Origin of the sequence: Corynebacterium hylobatis, from assembly GCF_003955685.1 — a bacterium.
Lineage (GTDB): Bacteria > Actinomycetota > Actinomycetes > Mycobacteriales > Mycobacteriaceae > Corynebacterium > Corynebacterium hylobatis.
In genome coordinates this window covers 1-14306 of the sequence record NZ_RXHJ01000029.1, presented here as the reverse complement: position 1 = coordinate 14306, position 14306 = coordinate 1, and the positions used below count along the sequence as shown (strand labels likewise).

At 63.3% G+C, this 14306-nt stretch carries 11 protein-coding genes and 2 tRNA genes; 5 read left to right on the top strand and 8 right to left on the bottom strand.

Going from position 1 to position 14306, the window contains the following annotated elements:
• Positions 1–66: 66 nt before the first annotated feature.
• Complete coding sequence (locus EAH68_RS14295) at positions 67–1446, bottom strand: plasmid pRiA4b ORF-3 family protein (RefSeq protein WP_126122010.1); 1380 nt, start codon at positions 1444–1446, stop codon at positions 67–69.
• A gap of 325 nt (positions 1447–1771) precedes the next feature.
• Between EAH68_RS14295 and EAH68_RS14290 the strand changes: the two genes are divergently transcribed.
• Positions 1772–2365: a hypothetical protein gene (locus EAH68_RS14290; RefSeq protein WP_126122009.1), complete on the top strand. Its 594-nt coding sequence runs from the start codon at positions 1772–1774 to the stop codon at positions 2363–2365.
• A 620-nt stretch (positions 2366–2985) separates the two neighbouring features.
• Here EAH68_RS14290 and EAH68_RS14285 read toward each other — a convergent pair.
• Positions 2986–3510 (bottom strand): hypothetical protein, encoded by a 525-nt coding sequence (locus EAH68_RS14285; protein ID WP_126122008.1) that lies wholly within the window; start codon positions 3508–3510, stop codon positions 2986–2988.
• A gap of 296 nt (positions 3511–3806) precedes the next feature.
• Complete coding sequence (locus tag EAH68_RS14280) at positions 3807–4262, bottom strand: guanyl-specific ribonuclease (RefSeq protein WP_126122007.1); 456 nt, start codon at positions 4260–4262, stop codon at positions 3807–3809.
• Positions 4263–4346: 84 nt separating this feature from the next.
• Between EAH68_RS14280 and dnaG the strand changes: the two genes are divergently transcribed.
• Positions 4347–6257 carry a DNA primase gene (dnaG, locus tag EAH68_RS14275; RefSeq protein WP_126122006.1) on the top strand — a complete coding sequence of 637 codons (1911 nt, stop codon included), beginning with the start codon at positions 4347–4349 and terminating at the stop codon, positions 6255–6257.
• A 482-nt stretch (positions 6258–6739) separates the two neighbouring features.
• Here the strand turns inward: dnaG and EAH68_RS14270 are convergent, their stop codons facing one another.
• The gene (locus EAH68_RS14270) at positions 6740–6982 is read right to left on the bottom strand and encodes a hypothetical protein (RefSeq protein WP_126122005.1); all 243 of its coding nucleotides are present in this window, start codon (positions 6980–6982) and stop codon (positions 6740–6742) included.
• Between the two features lie 50 nt (positions 6983–7032).
• Entirely contained in the window at positions 7033–8862 is a 1830-nt protein-coding gene (locus EAH68_RS14265; RefSeq protein WP_126122004.1) for a glycoside hydrolase family 15 protein, read from the bottom strand.
• Between the two features lie 380 nt (positions 8863–9242).
• Between EAH68_RS14265 and EAH68_RS14260 the strand changes: the two genes are divergently transcribed.
• Positions 9243–10133, top strand: coding sequence for a YwiC-like family protein (locus EAH68_RS14260; RefSeq protein WP_126122003.1), 891 nt, complete (start codon positions 9243–9245; stop codon positions 10131–10133).
• Between the two features lie 49 nt (positions 10134–10182).
• Here EAH68_RS14260 and EAH68_RS14255 read toward each other — a convergent pair.
• Positions 10183–10255 (bottom strand) — tRNA-Asn (locus tag EAH68_RS14255).
• A 222-nt stretch (positions 10256–10477) separates the two neighbouring features.
• On the opposite strand from EAH68_RS14255, the gene EAH68_RS14250 reads away from it, so the two are divergent.
• A tRNA-Ile gene (locus EAH68_RS14250) sits at positions 10478–10551 on the top strand.
• Between the two features lie 230 nt (positions 10552–10781).
• On the opposite strand, the gene EAH68_RS14245 is transcribed toward EAH68_RS14250, so the two are convergent.
• Both EAH68_RS14245 and EAH68_RS14240 read right to left on the bottom strand, forming a co-directional pair.
• Positions 10782–11822 (bottom strand): 2Fe-2S iron-sulfur cluster-binding protein, encoded by a 1041-nt coding sequence (locus EAH68_RS14245; protein WP_126122002.1) that lies wholly within the window; start codon positions 11820–11822, stop codon positions 10782–10784.
• 5 nt (positions 11823–11827) lie between these two features.
• Positions 11828–13039 (bottom strand): cytochrome P450, encoded by a 1212-nt coding sequence (locus tag EAH68_RS14240; RefSeq protein WP_126122011.1) that lies wholly within the window; start codon positions 13037–13039, stop codon positions 11828–11830.
• A gap of 143 nt (positions 13040–13182) precedes the next feature.
• Here EAH68_RS14240 and EAH68_RS14235 point away from each other — a divergent pair, with 143 nt between their 5' ends.
• Positions 13183–14139 (top strand): AraC family transcriptional regulator, encoded by a 957-nt coding sequence (locus EAH68_RS14235; RefSeq protein WP_164546513.1) that lies wholly within the window; start codon positions 13183–13185, stop codon positions 14137–14139.
• Positions 14140–14306 lie beyond the last annotated feature (167 nt).

The following is a 14306-nucleotide window of genomic DNA, read 5'->3' as shown; positions in this document are numbered from 1 at the left end:
GGCAGCTGCAGGGGAAGATCAACGCACTCTAAATCGTGAAGAGCCGGTTTGGCTGGCCTGGGTCCGCTAACCACCTACCGTCCAGAAGATCGAGCTGGATCGAGCCAGGTGCGCCACCGCCTCCAGCCGCTCGGGAGGGATCCCGTCGCTGTTTCTCCGCAGGCCCCGGGTGAGAATCTCCAGCACCTCCAGTGTGGGATTGGTGGCTTCCCATTCCCTGAGCGGATATCCGTCGGTGGACCAGCCGATGGTGCTCAGCAGGTCCGCCAGGAATTGGAACCAGAGATCGGGAAGTGTTCCTGCACCGACGACGAGGAGGCTCAGCCAGCCAGCATGCCGGTCGAACTGTGAGGCTCCCGCAGGCAGGGAGTCCGCCACCGCCTGCCAGATGAGCAGGGGATCTTCACGCGCCTGCAGCCCCTTCTTCGTCGGAACCAGCTTTCCCTGATGTTTCCGGGCCAGTTTCAGGCTCTTGATCGAGTTGTGGAGGCTGCTGACGGGGGCCGTCTGGGATTCGCGGTTGAGCTTGCCGATCCACCACGACGCCACCCCGGTCATCTCCGCAATTTCCTGGACCGCCGCCGGTTTCAGATATCCCTGCCCGGTGAGAGGAACACCCTCATCCCCCAGGTAGGTGAGCAGCTGGTGGATGGGTTCGACCATCTGCAGGATGGCGTCGGGGGAAGGCTCCGGAGTATCCTCCTGCCACCCGGGTTCGGACAGCAGTTCCCGGGCCAGGCCGTCCGGCATTCTGCCGATCAGTTCGAGGAGATCGGGATGGAGTGGCAGGGGAGGAGCGCTGAGCAGCCGGAGCCTCTTGTTGACGTCCACCAGATCGAAGGCCGCCGGATCCCAGTCGGGATCCAGCCATTCCGCTATACTTTCTGCGTCGATGACGGGGGAGTCGAAGTTCGCGGGTCGGCCCGCCTCCACCCAGCGGACGAGTTCCACGAAGCCGTACACGCCGCCGCAGTCTTCGGGCGGGCAGGCCCGCTTGCCGGTGAGGCAGGAGGCTTCGGTCAGTTCCTCTTCCAGGACCTCCTCCACGACCATGGTGTGCCGCCAGCCGTCGCCGAAGTCGTACTCGTAGTGCAGTTTGTCGCCCTTCTGGCTGAGCACCTGGTCGAGCCGGGCGCTGTTTTCGGCTACGCCTTTCTGGCCTTCCGCGATCTCCCATTCGCTGAGGAATTCCCGACGCTCGCGCAAGGGGCCCACCCAGAACTTGTGCAGGTGGTAGTCTTCCCAGCCCATGGCTTCCTGGATGACCACGTGGACCTGGTCCAGAGACAGATCTCCCGGGAGGAGCAGGCGCCGCCAGACGGGTGGCTGGACATCATCGAGGTCCAGGCGGATCCGGAAGCCGCGGGGAGTGGGCGAGGGATCGAGGAGTTCGGGTGCGGGTGGATGGTCCCAGTCCCAGAAGGACGCCGGATGATGTGGAGGCATACGTGTATCAGACCACACCGGCGGTACGTATCAGTGCCATCAGCACACCCCATATGATCTGGCCACGGCCTTCGGCTTCCACATCAACCTCGCCGAGCACGGCTCGATGTAAGCGGAGGTGTGGGTGGGTAGGCCATGCTGTGGGGGTAGGGGAGGGGAGATTCGGATTTCCCGGGTAGAAGCTGAATGCCAGCTGTGCATTAGGCTTGCTGCGGCAATAAAAGCAATTTGGCATCCATCCTCTATCCGGTCCGCCCTCCCTGGGGTCCGGGTGTGAGTGCTGTGGGCGGGTATTTGTGTCAGGTATCAAGAGGAAAGCTGGGACATGGTCAAGAAGATGACGGGCCTCGTGGTCGGGCTCGTTCTGGTGGTAGTTCTGGGTGTCGTCGGTTTCGCGGTTCTTTCGCCGAACTCTGTTTTCGGTGTCAGCACGGAATCACGTGACTCAAAGGTCATCACGGCCATTGAGGCCCAGGAGCAGGTGGTTCTTCTCAGTGCAAGTATCCAGGGGCTGCATGAAGAATCGTCCCAGGGTTCCTGGTTCGGAAAAAGGATCCCCGGCCTCGGGCGTACGGAGTTCGTGCAGTACAACTACCGGGCCAAGCTCGGAATCGAAGGCGGCGACGTCACGATTGAGCAGACGGGGGACAACCAGTACCTGATCTCTGTCCCCGAGTTTATTTTCATCGGCTATGACAACGTGGAATTCAAGACGGCAGTCAAGAAAAATGGCGCCCTCAGTTGGTTCACCCCGGAAATCGATACCGCAGACACCATCACTAAGATCCTCAGCGACGACGCGAAGGCGGAACAGATCGACGTGAACCATGACCTGCTCCAGGAGCAGGCGACTGCCTTCTACACGGGAATTGTCAACGGAATCGACGACGAGATCGAGCTTGAATTCACATTCCTTTAGGGTCGGAACAGTCTGCCTCGCCAGCGGCTCAAGTTCCTCGATATGCCGGCTCACGAGCAGGTTGATCGCCTCATCGAAGGCGCAGTCGATGGTCTGGATTTCCACCGGCAGGCCCTTGACCAGCCAGGCAGGTATCGTCATCGACGGATGCCCGGTGAGATTGGTGGGCAGCACATTCACCTCCGCCAGCGCTGCGCTGACTCGTGCTTCAGCTGGCGGCGCCCCTGCTGCGCCTGCAGGTAGTCCGTCGCGCTGATCAGCTCGCTGACGCGCAGCTGGGCGCACATCCGGGGCGAAGTCCTCCGGACGACTGGGCAGATTCTGATGGTGGATGGTGCTGGGCTGGGTTCCGGGGGCCGCGCCTGTGGACTCGGACGCGGCAGAGCTGTCTCTCTCACAGAGGATTGATGGGAACCATGGGACTCAGGCATCTGGCCAGAATGTGACCGGGTTGATGCGCGGGAGGGTCCTGTCCGGAGCTCTGGTCCGCGATGGCACAGTCAGAAGCCATTCCTGATCGAACCGATGCGCCTCGTCCGCGGAGGGGTGGGGCGGGAACGACTGCACCCCATCACCGAAACCGGTGATGGGGTGCAGCTCAGTTCAGGGAACCGACAAAACTACTTGCTGGAGCCCGGGAACTTCTTCAGGATCTCCTTGAAGTCGATCTCGCTGGAGAGCTCGAACTCCTTCTTGGGCTTCTCCTCGGCGAAGTTGATGTTGAAGAGGTAGCTGTTCCAGTTGGAGGTGCGGACGTGCACCTTGTACTCGCCGTACTCCTGGGTGGTGCCGAACTGCTTCTCCGGCTCATCCGGAGCGGTGATCTCCAGGACCGGCAGGCCCTCGTCGTTGACGCTGCGCTTGACGTCCCACAGTGCGCTGGTCTCACCCGGGGCGATCTCAATGTAGGCGTTGCGGACCTTCACACCCTCGGCGACACGGTCAGCGGTCAGGGTCAGTGTCTCACCGGGGGTGATGTAGGCACCGTCGTGGGACTCGAAGGAGATGTCCTTCAGACCCTCCTTGAGCTCCTCGTTGGTGACCGGCTCGGTGCCCGGCTCGGCGGCGATGGCCTGCGGGGCGGAGATTGCGGCAAAGGAGAGGGCGATAGCGGCGATGCCGGCAGTAAGCTTGCGGGTTTTCATACGAAAAACCTTCCTGAAAAGATGGCCCGGAAACCCGGGAGAAAAGACGCTTCCCAGCCCAGGTCTCTAAACATTCAGGGGGCCCTGAGTTGGTACTACTTTCCCCCTTATGTAAAGGATAGAAATTTAGGCAAATTTAAGGATTCAGATTCTTTCCTTATTTCACTGACAGTGGATATGGTTTCTCACCGCTTTCGGCCGGACGCCACCGGAATCAGTACGCCAATCTCCCGCCCTGACATCGGCGACGCTTATTGGCGCCCCGTCCCTCACCCCAAGCCCGCCCAGCAGCCGGCTTACTCCTCCGCGTCTGGGATCTCACAGAAGGACTCGTAGTGGTCGTCGGAGTAGTACCAGACGTCCGGGTCGTCCCCGGTGCCACCACCGACCACGATGCGTTTGGGCCCGCGGTGGTTCAGACCGGGCGTGTCCACGGTAAAGCTGCGGTAGTAGCTGCTGCGCTCATCCGGCAGCACTCCCTCGTAGTTGCCGAAGTGTCCGCCGTCCTCACCCGGGTAGGCATACGGACCACCGGAGAGGATGTCCTCGACGACGGGATCGGCCTCTGCCGGCAGGGTATCCACCGAACAGGTCGCCAGCCCGGCACCCGCTACCAGCGCCGACTGTTCCCCACCCGAACCAGTCCCAGCCCCGTCATCCGACGTGAGATCCACCCCGGCCCAGCCACCCACGGCAACGAGCGCAAGGGCGGCAACGATCGCCAGGACAGAGTTCTTCTTCGGTGCAGCCATGCCAAGTATTGTCCCATGTTCAGCATCAAATGCGCTGCTCAAGGTACTCTAACGTCGCGTGCGACATTAGAGTACCCTAGGCGCATGGCTAAGGGGCGTATTCCGGACAGTGACATCCAGGCGATCCGTGAGCGCGCGCCGATCGAGGAGATCGTCGGCGAGTACGTCCAGCTCAAGCCGGGCGGGCACGATTCGCTCAAGGGCCTGAGCCCGTTCAAGGATGAGCGAACCCCGTCCTTCCACGTGCGTCCCAACCGCGGTTACTTCCACTGTTTCTCCTCCGGTAAGGGCGGTGATGTCTTCACCTTCCTCATGGAGATGGAGCACATCTCCTTCCCGGAGGCGGTGGAGTCGGTGGCGCAGACCATCGGTTACACCATCAACTACCAGGGCGGCACCACGGGAGCGCGCCGGGAGGAGCCGGGCACCCGCAAGCGTCTCATTGACGCGAATAAGGCGGCGCACCAGTTCTACCGGGAGCAGCTGGAGACCCCGCAGGCGCAGAAAGCGCGTGAATTTCTCCTCGACCGTGGTTTTTCCCAGGAGCACATCTACGCCTTCGAGTGTGGTTATGCCCCGGAGGGTTGGGACACACTGACGAAAGTCTTGCTCCGGAAAGGTTTCGAATTCAAGGAGCTGGAGGCTGCCGGCCTGTCCACGATGGGGCGGCGCGGGCCGATCGACCGTTTCCATCGCCGGCTGCTGTGGCCGATCAAGGACCTCTCGGGCAACGTCATCGGCTTCGGAGCCCGCAAGCTTTTCGAGGATGACAAGCTCGGCAAGTACATGAACACCCCCGACACCATGCTGTACCACAAGTCGAAGGTGCTCTTCGGCCTGGATGTGGCGAAGAAGCACGTCGCCGCCGGTCACCAGGCGGTGGTGGTGGAGGGTTACACCGATGTCATGGCCATGCACGCCGCTGGCGTCACCACCGCGGTGGCCTCCTGCGGTACCGCCTTCGGTGAGGATCACCTGCAGATCCTGCGCCGGCTCATGCTCGATGACAACTACTTCCGCGGCGAGTTGATCTACACCTTCGACGGTGACGAGGCTGGCCAGAAGGCCGCCATGCGCGCCTTCGAGGGCGACCAGAAGTTCACTGGCCAGTCCTTTGTGGCCGTGGCCCCGGCGGGTATGGATCCGTGTGATCTGCGGCTGGAGCGTGGCGACGCCGCCGTCCGCGACCTCATCGCCGACCGCATCCCGATGTTCCAGTTCGTCGTCGAGTCGATGCTCGCCGAGCATAACCTCGACACGGTGGAGGGTCGCCTCCAGGCTTTGCGACGCACCGTCCCCGTCGTCGCCGGCATCAAGGATCCGGTCCTCCAGTCGGAGTACGCCCGCCAGCTCGCCGGCTGGGTCGGCTGGGCGAACACGGAGGAGGTCCTCCAGCAGGTGCGCGCCGAGGCCCGCCGCCCCAAGCAGGACGGACCGCGCCGGGCCCGCCGTTTCGAGAACGCAGAATCCACCCCGGTCCAGGATGCACCGGCCTTCGATCTGCCGAACCCACGGGATCCCTACCTGTGGCCGCAGCGCGAGTCGCTGAAGATCGCCCTGCAGTACCCGGAGCTCGCCGTCACCTACTTCGACGGCCTGAGCCCGGATGCCTTCACCCACCCCGCCTATCGGACCGTCCGCGAGGCGATGCGTGCAGTCGGAGGTCTGGCGGTTGCCCACAGCGGTGTCGACTGGATCGCCACCGTGGCAGGGGAGATGACCGACCTGCTGGGCCGCAACCTCGTCTCGGAGCTTGCGGTGGAGGAGATTCCCATGGAGGTGTCCCATCTGCCCGCCTACGCTGATTCGGTGCTTTCCCGCCTGCAGGAGGCGGAGGTAGGTAACCAGATCGCCCAGCTGAAGAGTCAACTGCAGCGTATGCGGCCCTCGGATGATGAGCAGGCCTACAACACGCTGTTTGCTGATCTGGTGGCACTTGAGCAGGCACGAAGGGAACTCAATGACCGGGCTTTCCGGGGGATTCTAGCCGAGTAAAAGCTTTCCTCGAAACTCTCTGGGCTTACAGGTCACCTGTAACTATGAGATTGATCGAGCTCCACCGCCGCATCGCGAGGGGCTTTCTGAACCGGGATAATTACCGGCCACGGATGCTGCTGATCGGGGTGGGTTGGATCCCCTATGACCCACACCTAAGCTTGTCGTTTAACCTTTGAGGTTGCGGTTTGTGCTCGATTGGTGCTGGTCCGGCGTGTCCGGTAAGCGAAGCGGCCGTCGTTGCTGATGCTTCTTTTTACCAGGCAAGAAAGCATCAGGAAACGGTGACCGCATCATGATTATCAACCATCCGACACCCTCGGGGCTACCCCGACACGAGGTAGCCTGTTTGGACCGCTTCAGGTCCTACCGTCACCAGAAGGGTTGACAGCCTAGGCCAGGACACAGTGGTCAGCCCGGTCGTCGACAAGCTAACGGACATGTCCACTAGCTTAGGTTTTGGGTCAGGCGCTCTGGTGACGTCAATCCTGATCCGGTTCCAGCACCTCAGCCCCATCCTCACGGCGCAGGTTCTTTACTTCCTTCATCCGCGGCTGGGGATCCAGTCGATCGGCAATCGCCTTCCGGGTGGCCTTGATCGCAGATTTGGTCGCCGGTGAGTTGATCGCGGTTTCGTAGCCCTTCTTGATCTGCTCGAATCGACGGCGTCCGGCTCTGGTGCCCAGGACATAGCCGGCGGCTGCTCCGATGACCAACTGGATCATGTGGGGTACTGCTCCTCAAGATGGGGTCGGGTAGAAATTCTGTGCCCAGCCTACCGTGATGCCTCCGGATCGACGGGTGTCTCCGGGTGGCTGATGGCTGCAGCAGCGCGGATGAGACCGAGGTGGGAGAAGGCCTGGGGGTAGTTGCCCGCGAGTCGCTGATTGGTGGGAGAGTACTCCTCGGCCAGCAGCCCGAGGTCGGAGGAGACGGCGAGGATGCGTTGCATCATCTCGCAGGCCTCGGTGAGACGGCCGGAGTGGGCGTACTGCTCAATAAGCCAGAAGGAGCACAGGAGGAAGGGGTATTCTTCGCCGGCGATGCCGTCGACGCCGGTGCCGGTGGGGTAGCGGTGGAGGAAGCCGTCGTCGCTAAGAAGTTCTTTTTCAATGCGGTCGACGGTGGCGAGCATGCGGGGGTCGGTGTAGGGGAGGAAGCCGACCTGGGCGAGCTGGAGGAGGGAGGCGTCGACGGCGGTGCTGCCGTAGGTCTGGGTGAAGGACTGGAGTTGGTCGTTCCAGCCGTGGGTGAGGATTTCATCGCGGAGCGCCTCGCGCAGCTCCCGCCAGCGCTCCACTGGGCCGGTGAGACCGTGGTTCTCCACGGCCTTGATGCCGCGGTCGAAGGCCGCCCACATCATCGCGCGCCCGTGGGTGAAGTAGGCGGGTGCGCTGCGCATCTCCCAGATGCCGTGATCCTTGGCGTCGAACATCTCCTCCTGGAAGGCGAGGATGGACTTCTGCAGGTCCCAGGAGAACTCGTCATCGTCGATGCCGGCGTTCCGCAGGGTTTCGAGCGCGATCATGACTTCGCCGACCACATCCGCCTGGTACTGTTCGGCCGCACCGTTGCCGATGCGCACCGGGCGCGAATCCTCATAGCCGGGCAGGTGATCGAGCTCAAACTCCGGGAGGTGCCGTTCGCCGCGCAAGCCGTACATGATGCGCAGCTGCTTCGAATCGCCGGCGATGGCGCGCAGGAGCCAGTCACGCCAGTCAGTGGCGCGGGCAATGAAGCCGGACTCCACGAGCACCTCGAGGGTCCAGGCGGAATCCCGCAGCCACACGTAGCGGTAATCCCAGTTGCGCTGCCCGCCGAACTCCTCCGGCAGGGAGGTGGTGGGTGCGGCGACGATGCCGCCTGTGCGGGCGTCGGTGAGCGCCTTGAGTACCAGCAGGGAACGCTTGACCTCCTCCTGGTACTCGCCGGTGTAGGTGTTGCCGGCGGCCCAGCTCTCCCACGTGTGCCGGGTGATGTCGCGCGCCTTGGAGTAATCGGGGGCGGAGGGGATCTGCAGATGGGAGGGGAACCACGTGAGCACCCACTCAAGCTGATCGCCCTCCTGGAGCGTGAATTCCCCGAGGTGGGCGTTGGAGTCCTCGTTGAGGGTGATGTAGGGGCCGATGAGGTGGAGCGAGTCGGGGCCGGCGACGCTGAGGATCTCGCCGATGTTCTCATCCGGATCATTCACCCAGTAGCGGTAGTAGGGGGTGGCACGGCCGTAATCGAAACGCAGGCGCAGGGCCGTGCGGATGTCGACCGTGCCGGAGAGGCAGTGAACCACCCGCATCATGTCGGTGAAGCGATACTGCTGGGTGCCCGGATCAATGGGCATGAAATCCGTGACGGTAGCAACCCCGGTGGGAGTGGTCCACGTGGTCTCCAGCACGAAGGAATCGCCGATGTAGCGGCGGCTGGAGACATGCCCACCCGGGGCCTCGATGGTCCAGTGACCGTGCTCCTCCGTGCCGAGCAGGGCCGTGAACACCGCCTGCGAATCGAACCTGGGCACACACAACCAGTCGATGCTGCCCTCCTTTGAGACGAGTGCGGCGGTGCGCATGTCGGAGAGCAGGGCGTAGTCCTCGAGCGGGGTGGTCATGGTGCCCAGCCTAGATATGGTTTCGGGCGCAGGCTCCGCTGTTGCGGTGGGTGTCTGGAAGATGGCTGGAAATATCCCGGTGGAAATATCACGACAGGCGAATATTTACCAAGAAGTGCGGGACTTTGAAGACGTAGCGGGGTACTTTTATCTCATTAGGAATCTGACCAGGAGGTGGCGGTGAGCGGGGAGCGCGCGGGACGTTTGTCCGGAGGGGCATCAGCCGCTCTGGCATTCATCGCCCTTGTCTACGCCAATGCCGGAGAGCTGGACATCATCGGTGAGTCCTCTCGATGGGGTAGGGCGATGAATGAGACGGGTGCGCCGGAAGGGGTCTGAGCCGGATATATCAAACTTTTGGTTGATATAGAGTGGGGGGCATGGCAACCACAATTCAGGAGACAGTATCGGCCGGGAGGGCGCGGCGCGGTGGGACGCGGCGCAGGAAGGGTATTTCTCCGTGGGTGCCCAACCAGCATGGCGCATGGGCGATGCTCATCAGTCCGGCTGTCCTGGGACTGATCTCCGGGGTGACTATGGGGGTTCGTACGGATGCTCCTGTGGGATATCTTGCGGTACTGTTCGCCGTCCTGGTGGCATGGTTCTTCGGTTATTTCGCCTTCTTCGCTTTCGGACTGGCGGTGAAGGCGCGGAATCCGAGGCGTCGAGCCCGGTACCTGAAGCCGGTGTATGTGTACGGAGCAGTAGCTTCGGTAGGGATCGTGGGGGCGCTGCTGCTGCAACCGGAACTGGCCTGGTGGGCGGTGCCTTTCGCTCCACTCGTAGCTGTCGCGGTGGGGGAGACGCTGGCGGGCAGGGGACGCTCGACGCTGTCGGGCGTGGCCACGACCGTTGCCTCGGCACTGCTCTATCCGGTTTTGACCCTGGTGGGACAGGCGGAAGCTGCGACACCGCTGGATGTTGGGCTGCCAGCCTGGACCAGCATGCTCTTCCTGGCGGTGTATTTCTCCGGGACGATCCCCTTCGTGAAATCGATGATCCGGGAGCGGGGCAACCCGCGGTATCTCGCCGGTTCCATCAGCTACCACGTGGTGGCTGTGCTCGCGGTTCTGGGGATGGCCTTACTGTGGAGTGTGGGCTGGGTAGCTGGTCTGCTCATGGTTGCAGCGATGTTGATCGCGCTGTTCCGGGCGATCTACATCCCGCTGGCTGCCCGGGCCGGTGCCGACTGGAACGCTAAACGTCTCGGGATGGCGGAGATGCCGGTACTGCTGGTGGCGTGCGCGGGCGTGCTGGTGACCATCTATTAGTTTCCGGAACGCGAAAAGAGCCGCCGGAAAACCGGCGGCTCTTCATCTGCTCCCCCAACTGGGCTCGAACCAGTGACCTTTCGATTAACAGTCGAATGCTCTGCCAACTGAGCTATAGGGGATTAAATTGTGGTGCTGGGGTTTGCTCTCGCTCCCCTGCAACGTTTCATTACTATATGGCAGCTTCCTGAAACCCACAAATCCCCAGCTTGAAGGACCTTTTTAAGAAGAGCTTGTTGATCTGGTGAAGATCGGCGTCAGTTTGGAGTGGGACGGCAGGAGAGTGAAGGGCCGACAATGTGTCCGCTCATGAGTGTTGTAGATATACTGAGCAGGTTCACAAAGGGGCCATAGCTCAGTTGGTTAGAGCCGCGGACTCATAATCCGTAGGTCGCGGGTTCAAGTCCCGCTGGCCCCACAATGTCGTGCACCGGGACCTATTCCCGGCTCAGGCCCTTCCACCTCAACGGTGGGAGGGCCTGAAACTTTTCGTTGGTTCGAACTGTTGAGGGTAGTGGCGGTGTCTTGGTCCACTGAGCTGCCCTCCGGGCCCAGACAAGCCCTCAGGATGCCCCTGCCGGCATGCTGACGATCCGTATCCGGGCGCGCCGGGCCGGGATGCAAGTCGCCGGCCCGGCTGTTCACTGTCTACACCGCAACCGGAACCTCCTGGGCGATGGCGGAGGTGTACTTCTCCCACTGGATCTGCCGGGGCGACATACGGCGGCGTTTGAAGGCGCGCCGGCCGGCGTCAACCAGTGCGGGTGGGCCACAGAGGTAACCGGACCAGCCGCGCAGCGTGTTGAATTCCTCGGGGATCATCTCGGAGGCGTAGCCGGTGCGTCCCTCCCACGTCTCGCGGGTCAGGCAGGGTTTGACATGGAGATTCGGGTGGCGGGCCTCCAGCGTGGCCAGCAGCTCCCGGGCGTAGAGTTCAACCTCGGTGCGGGCGGACTGGTAGAGGTGGACCTCACGTTCCGGGCGGGCGGCCAGCAGGGTCTGCAGGATGGGCAGGATCGGGGCCAGGCCGGTACCGCCGGCGATCATGATCACCCCGCCGTCGGACTCGGTGTCGGTGCAGCGGAAGTCTCCGAGCGGGCCGCTGATCTCCACCTGCTCGCCAGGGGTGATGCTGCCGAAGACCCAGCGGTCGGAGGCCGCGCCGCCGGGATCGCGCTTGATGTGCAGCTCGATCTCGTTGACGGTGCCGTCGGTGCCGGGCATGTTGGCGATGGAGTAGTGGCGTTTGTCAGCGGTGCCGGGGACGGTGAGCTCCACGTACTGGCCGGGGGTGAAGGCCAGCGGGGCGTCGAGAAGCAGGATGAGCCGGCGGGTCTGCTCGGCGATGTCCTCGACGCTGGCCACGGTGCCCACGAAGTCGCGCAGCGGATGGACGGTGCTCGAGCCGTCCGCGCCGTGGGCGGGTTCGATGAGCACGTCGCCGCACGGGGTGGCCTGGCAGGCAAGCGCCATGCCCTGGCTGCGGTCGGTGGGGGAGAGGGTGACGTGTGGGCTGTCGCGGTGGTCGACGCTGCCCTCCACCACGCGGACGGTGCAGCTGCCGCAGGTGCCCTGGTTGCAGGAGTTGGGCAGCCAGACGCCCTGGCGGAGGGCGGCATCAAGAAGCGGCTGGTCGGGGGAGCAGGGGACCTTTTCCCCGGAGGTGATGGAGACGGTGTGCTGAATCATGGTTCTTAGACCTCCCACTGTGCGGGCAGTTCGGTGGGGCCGCGGAAACCCCAGCCCCAGAAGTTGATGTCGTGATCGGGCTTGAGCTCCAGGTTTGGCAGCGTGTCCAGGAGCTCCTCCAGTCCGATGCGGCAGACGTGGTTGGCGAAGTAGATGCCGGCGCAGGCATGGTTGCCCGCCCCGAACGCCAGGTGGGGCAGCGGCGGGCGGCGCAGGTCATATTCGGAGGGTGCCTCGTAGGCGTTGGTGTCATGGTTGGCGGAGCCGTAGGACATCATCACCGGCGTGTTTGCCGGGAGATGGACACCGTCGATCTCGATGTCCTCCTCACAGATACGGGCCGTGGCCGACCAGATCGGTGAGGTCCAGCGCATTCCCTCCGCGATGGCGCGGGGCAGCAGCGCCGGTTCGTCGATGACGGCCTCGAGCTGCTCGGGCCGGGAGAACAGCCCTGCCAGAGTGGAGCCCATCGCGTGGCCGGGTTCCTGCAACGCGCCGAGCAGAAAGACATACAGGGTGGGGTAGAGGTACTCGCGGTCGCGGGTCTGCCCCTCCGGCATGCCGTCATGCAGCCAGTGCGACATCGCCGAATCATCCGGGTGCACAATCCACTGGTCAATGAGCGGATCAACAATGGCCCGGATCTCCGCCTTCGCCGCATCACCGTCATCGAAACCCTCCGGGTTGGCGAAATCCCCGTTCTCATCCAACGCGGCGTTGGTGAAGGAACGGCTCAGGCGGTGGAACCAGTCGCGCAACGTGGCCTCGTCGACCGACCCCAACCCGAGCAGGTCCCCGACGGCGCGGACCGAGACCTTCTCGCAGTACTCGGCCATCAGGTCGGCTGAGCCTGTCATCTCGATCTCCTCCACGAAGCGCTTCGCGACGGGCCGCACCACCCCCTCCACCCATCTGTCCACCTCCGAGGGCTGGAGGGCGGGGTCGACCATCGACCGCAGATCATCGTGGATCTCACCGTTGACGCCGATCACGGCCGGGTGCCCGAAGGTCCGCCCGCCCGCCCGGGTGATCACCGCACCGAATTTGGGGTGCTTGGCGATGGTCTCGCACATCCGCCGGGTCGAGGCGACATAGGAACCGAGAACCGGCACATACGCGAGCGGGGCCTCATTTCGTAGGCGCTCATAAAACGGATAAGGGTTGCGCTCCAGCTCCGCCATGGTGATCTCGGCGATCCACCGGGGAGTCTCCTGCATGGTCAGTGTCATCTGTGCATCCTCTCTCACGGGAGATGTGGGGAATGTCCCTATGCGGTGCATGTTATGGTGTGCATCACATCTGCTCTATCCGCTGTGCGCACCGGCTATCCGGAATGCGCACCCTTTCCCGGAGGGGATTGATGACTGAAGTCAGTACCGTGCAGGATCTGCGTTCCACCTGCCTGAAGGAGATGCAGGCGGCCGTCGCGCGTGCCTATTTCCCGCATGAACTGCAGAAGCTCGGGCGGGAAGCCTCCCCGGGCTTCGTGCGCACACTGGATCTGGGGCCGTTGACCCTGGGGAAAATCCGGTGGGGTGCTGACATCGCGCTGGACTGCGATTACGCAGAGGACGCCTACGAAGTAAATATCGTGCTTTCCGGCCACCTGTCCTGGACACGGGGGTCCCGCAGCTGGTCCGCCGGCCCCGGGGAAGCCGCTGTCTTCCTTCCTGGCAAGCGCAGCACCATCACTCATTGGGACGCAGACGCGACGGTGTTGGGCATCAAGATCGGCCGGGCGGCACTCCATCAGCATCTCCCGGCCGGCTCCGCGGTTGCCGGATCATTTGAGGAGACAATGCCCCCTTCGCTCGACCTGCGGACCGAGCAGGGCAGGTCGTGGGTGAATTTCATCCGATCCACTGCTGGGCATGTCATCTCCGATCCCGTTGCGACCGCTTTACCTGCAGTCCGGGATTCAATGGTGGCCTCCATTGCCGCCCCCATGGCTGTATTCCTGTCGCCGGCTGAAGCGAGTGCCCCACCGGGTCCGTACATGATCCGCCGCGTCCGGCATGCAGTGGAGCAGGATCCTTCCCGGCGTTGGACCCTGGATGATCTGGCCGCAGTCTCGGGGGTGGGACGCCGACGCCTGCAGCAGGTATTCCGGGAGTACGTCGGGGTATCACCCACTGCCTGGCTGCTGCGTGTCCGCCTTGACCGCGCGCATCAGCTACTTGCCGCCCCCAGCGGCGGCGGAGGGAGCGTCAGCGAGGTGGCGTACGCCTGCGGATTCAACCACCTGGGCCGGTTTTCCCAGGAGTTCCGTGGACGCTTCGGATGCACCCCCTCGGAGGTCAGGGCGCGGAAAGGGTAAGGCACGCGGTTTCCGGACCTTGACCTTGGGCTGAAGAGGCCGGGGCAGATCGGCTTTGTCTAACGAAGCACTGCCAGATCGAGGTGTCCGGCGCTCTTGATCTCGTCGTCGACCACATGCTCGGCGAGGATGGCGGTGATCGCCCGCTTCAACCCCGGACCATAGAC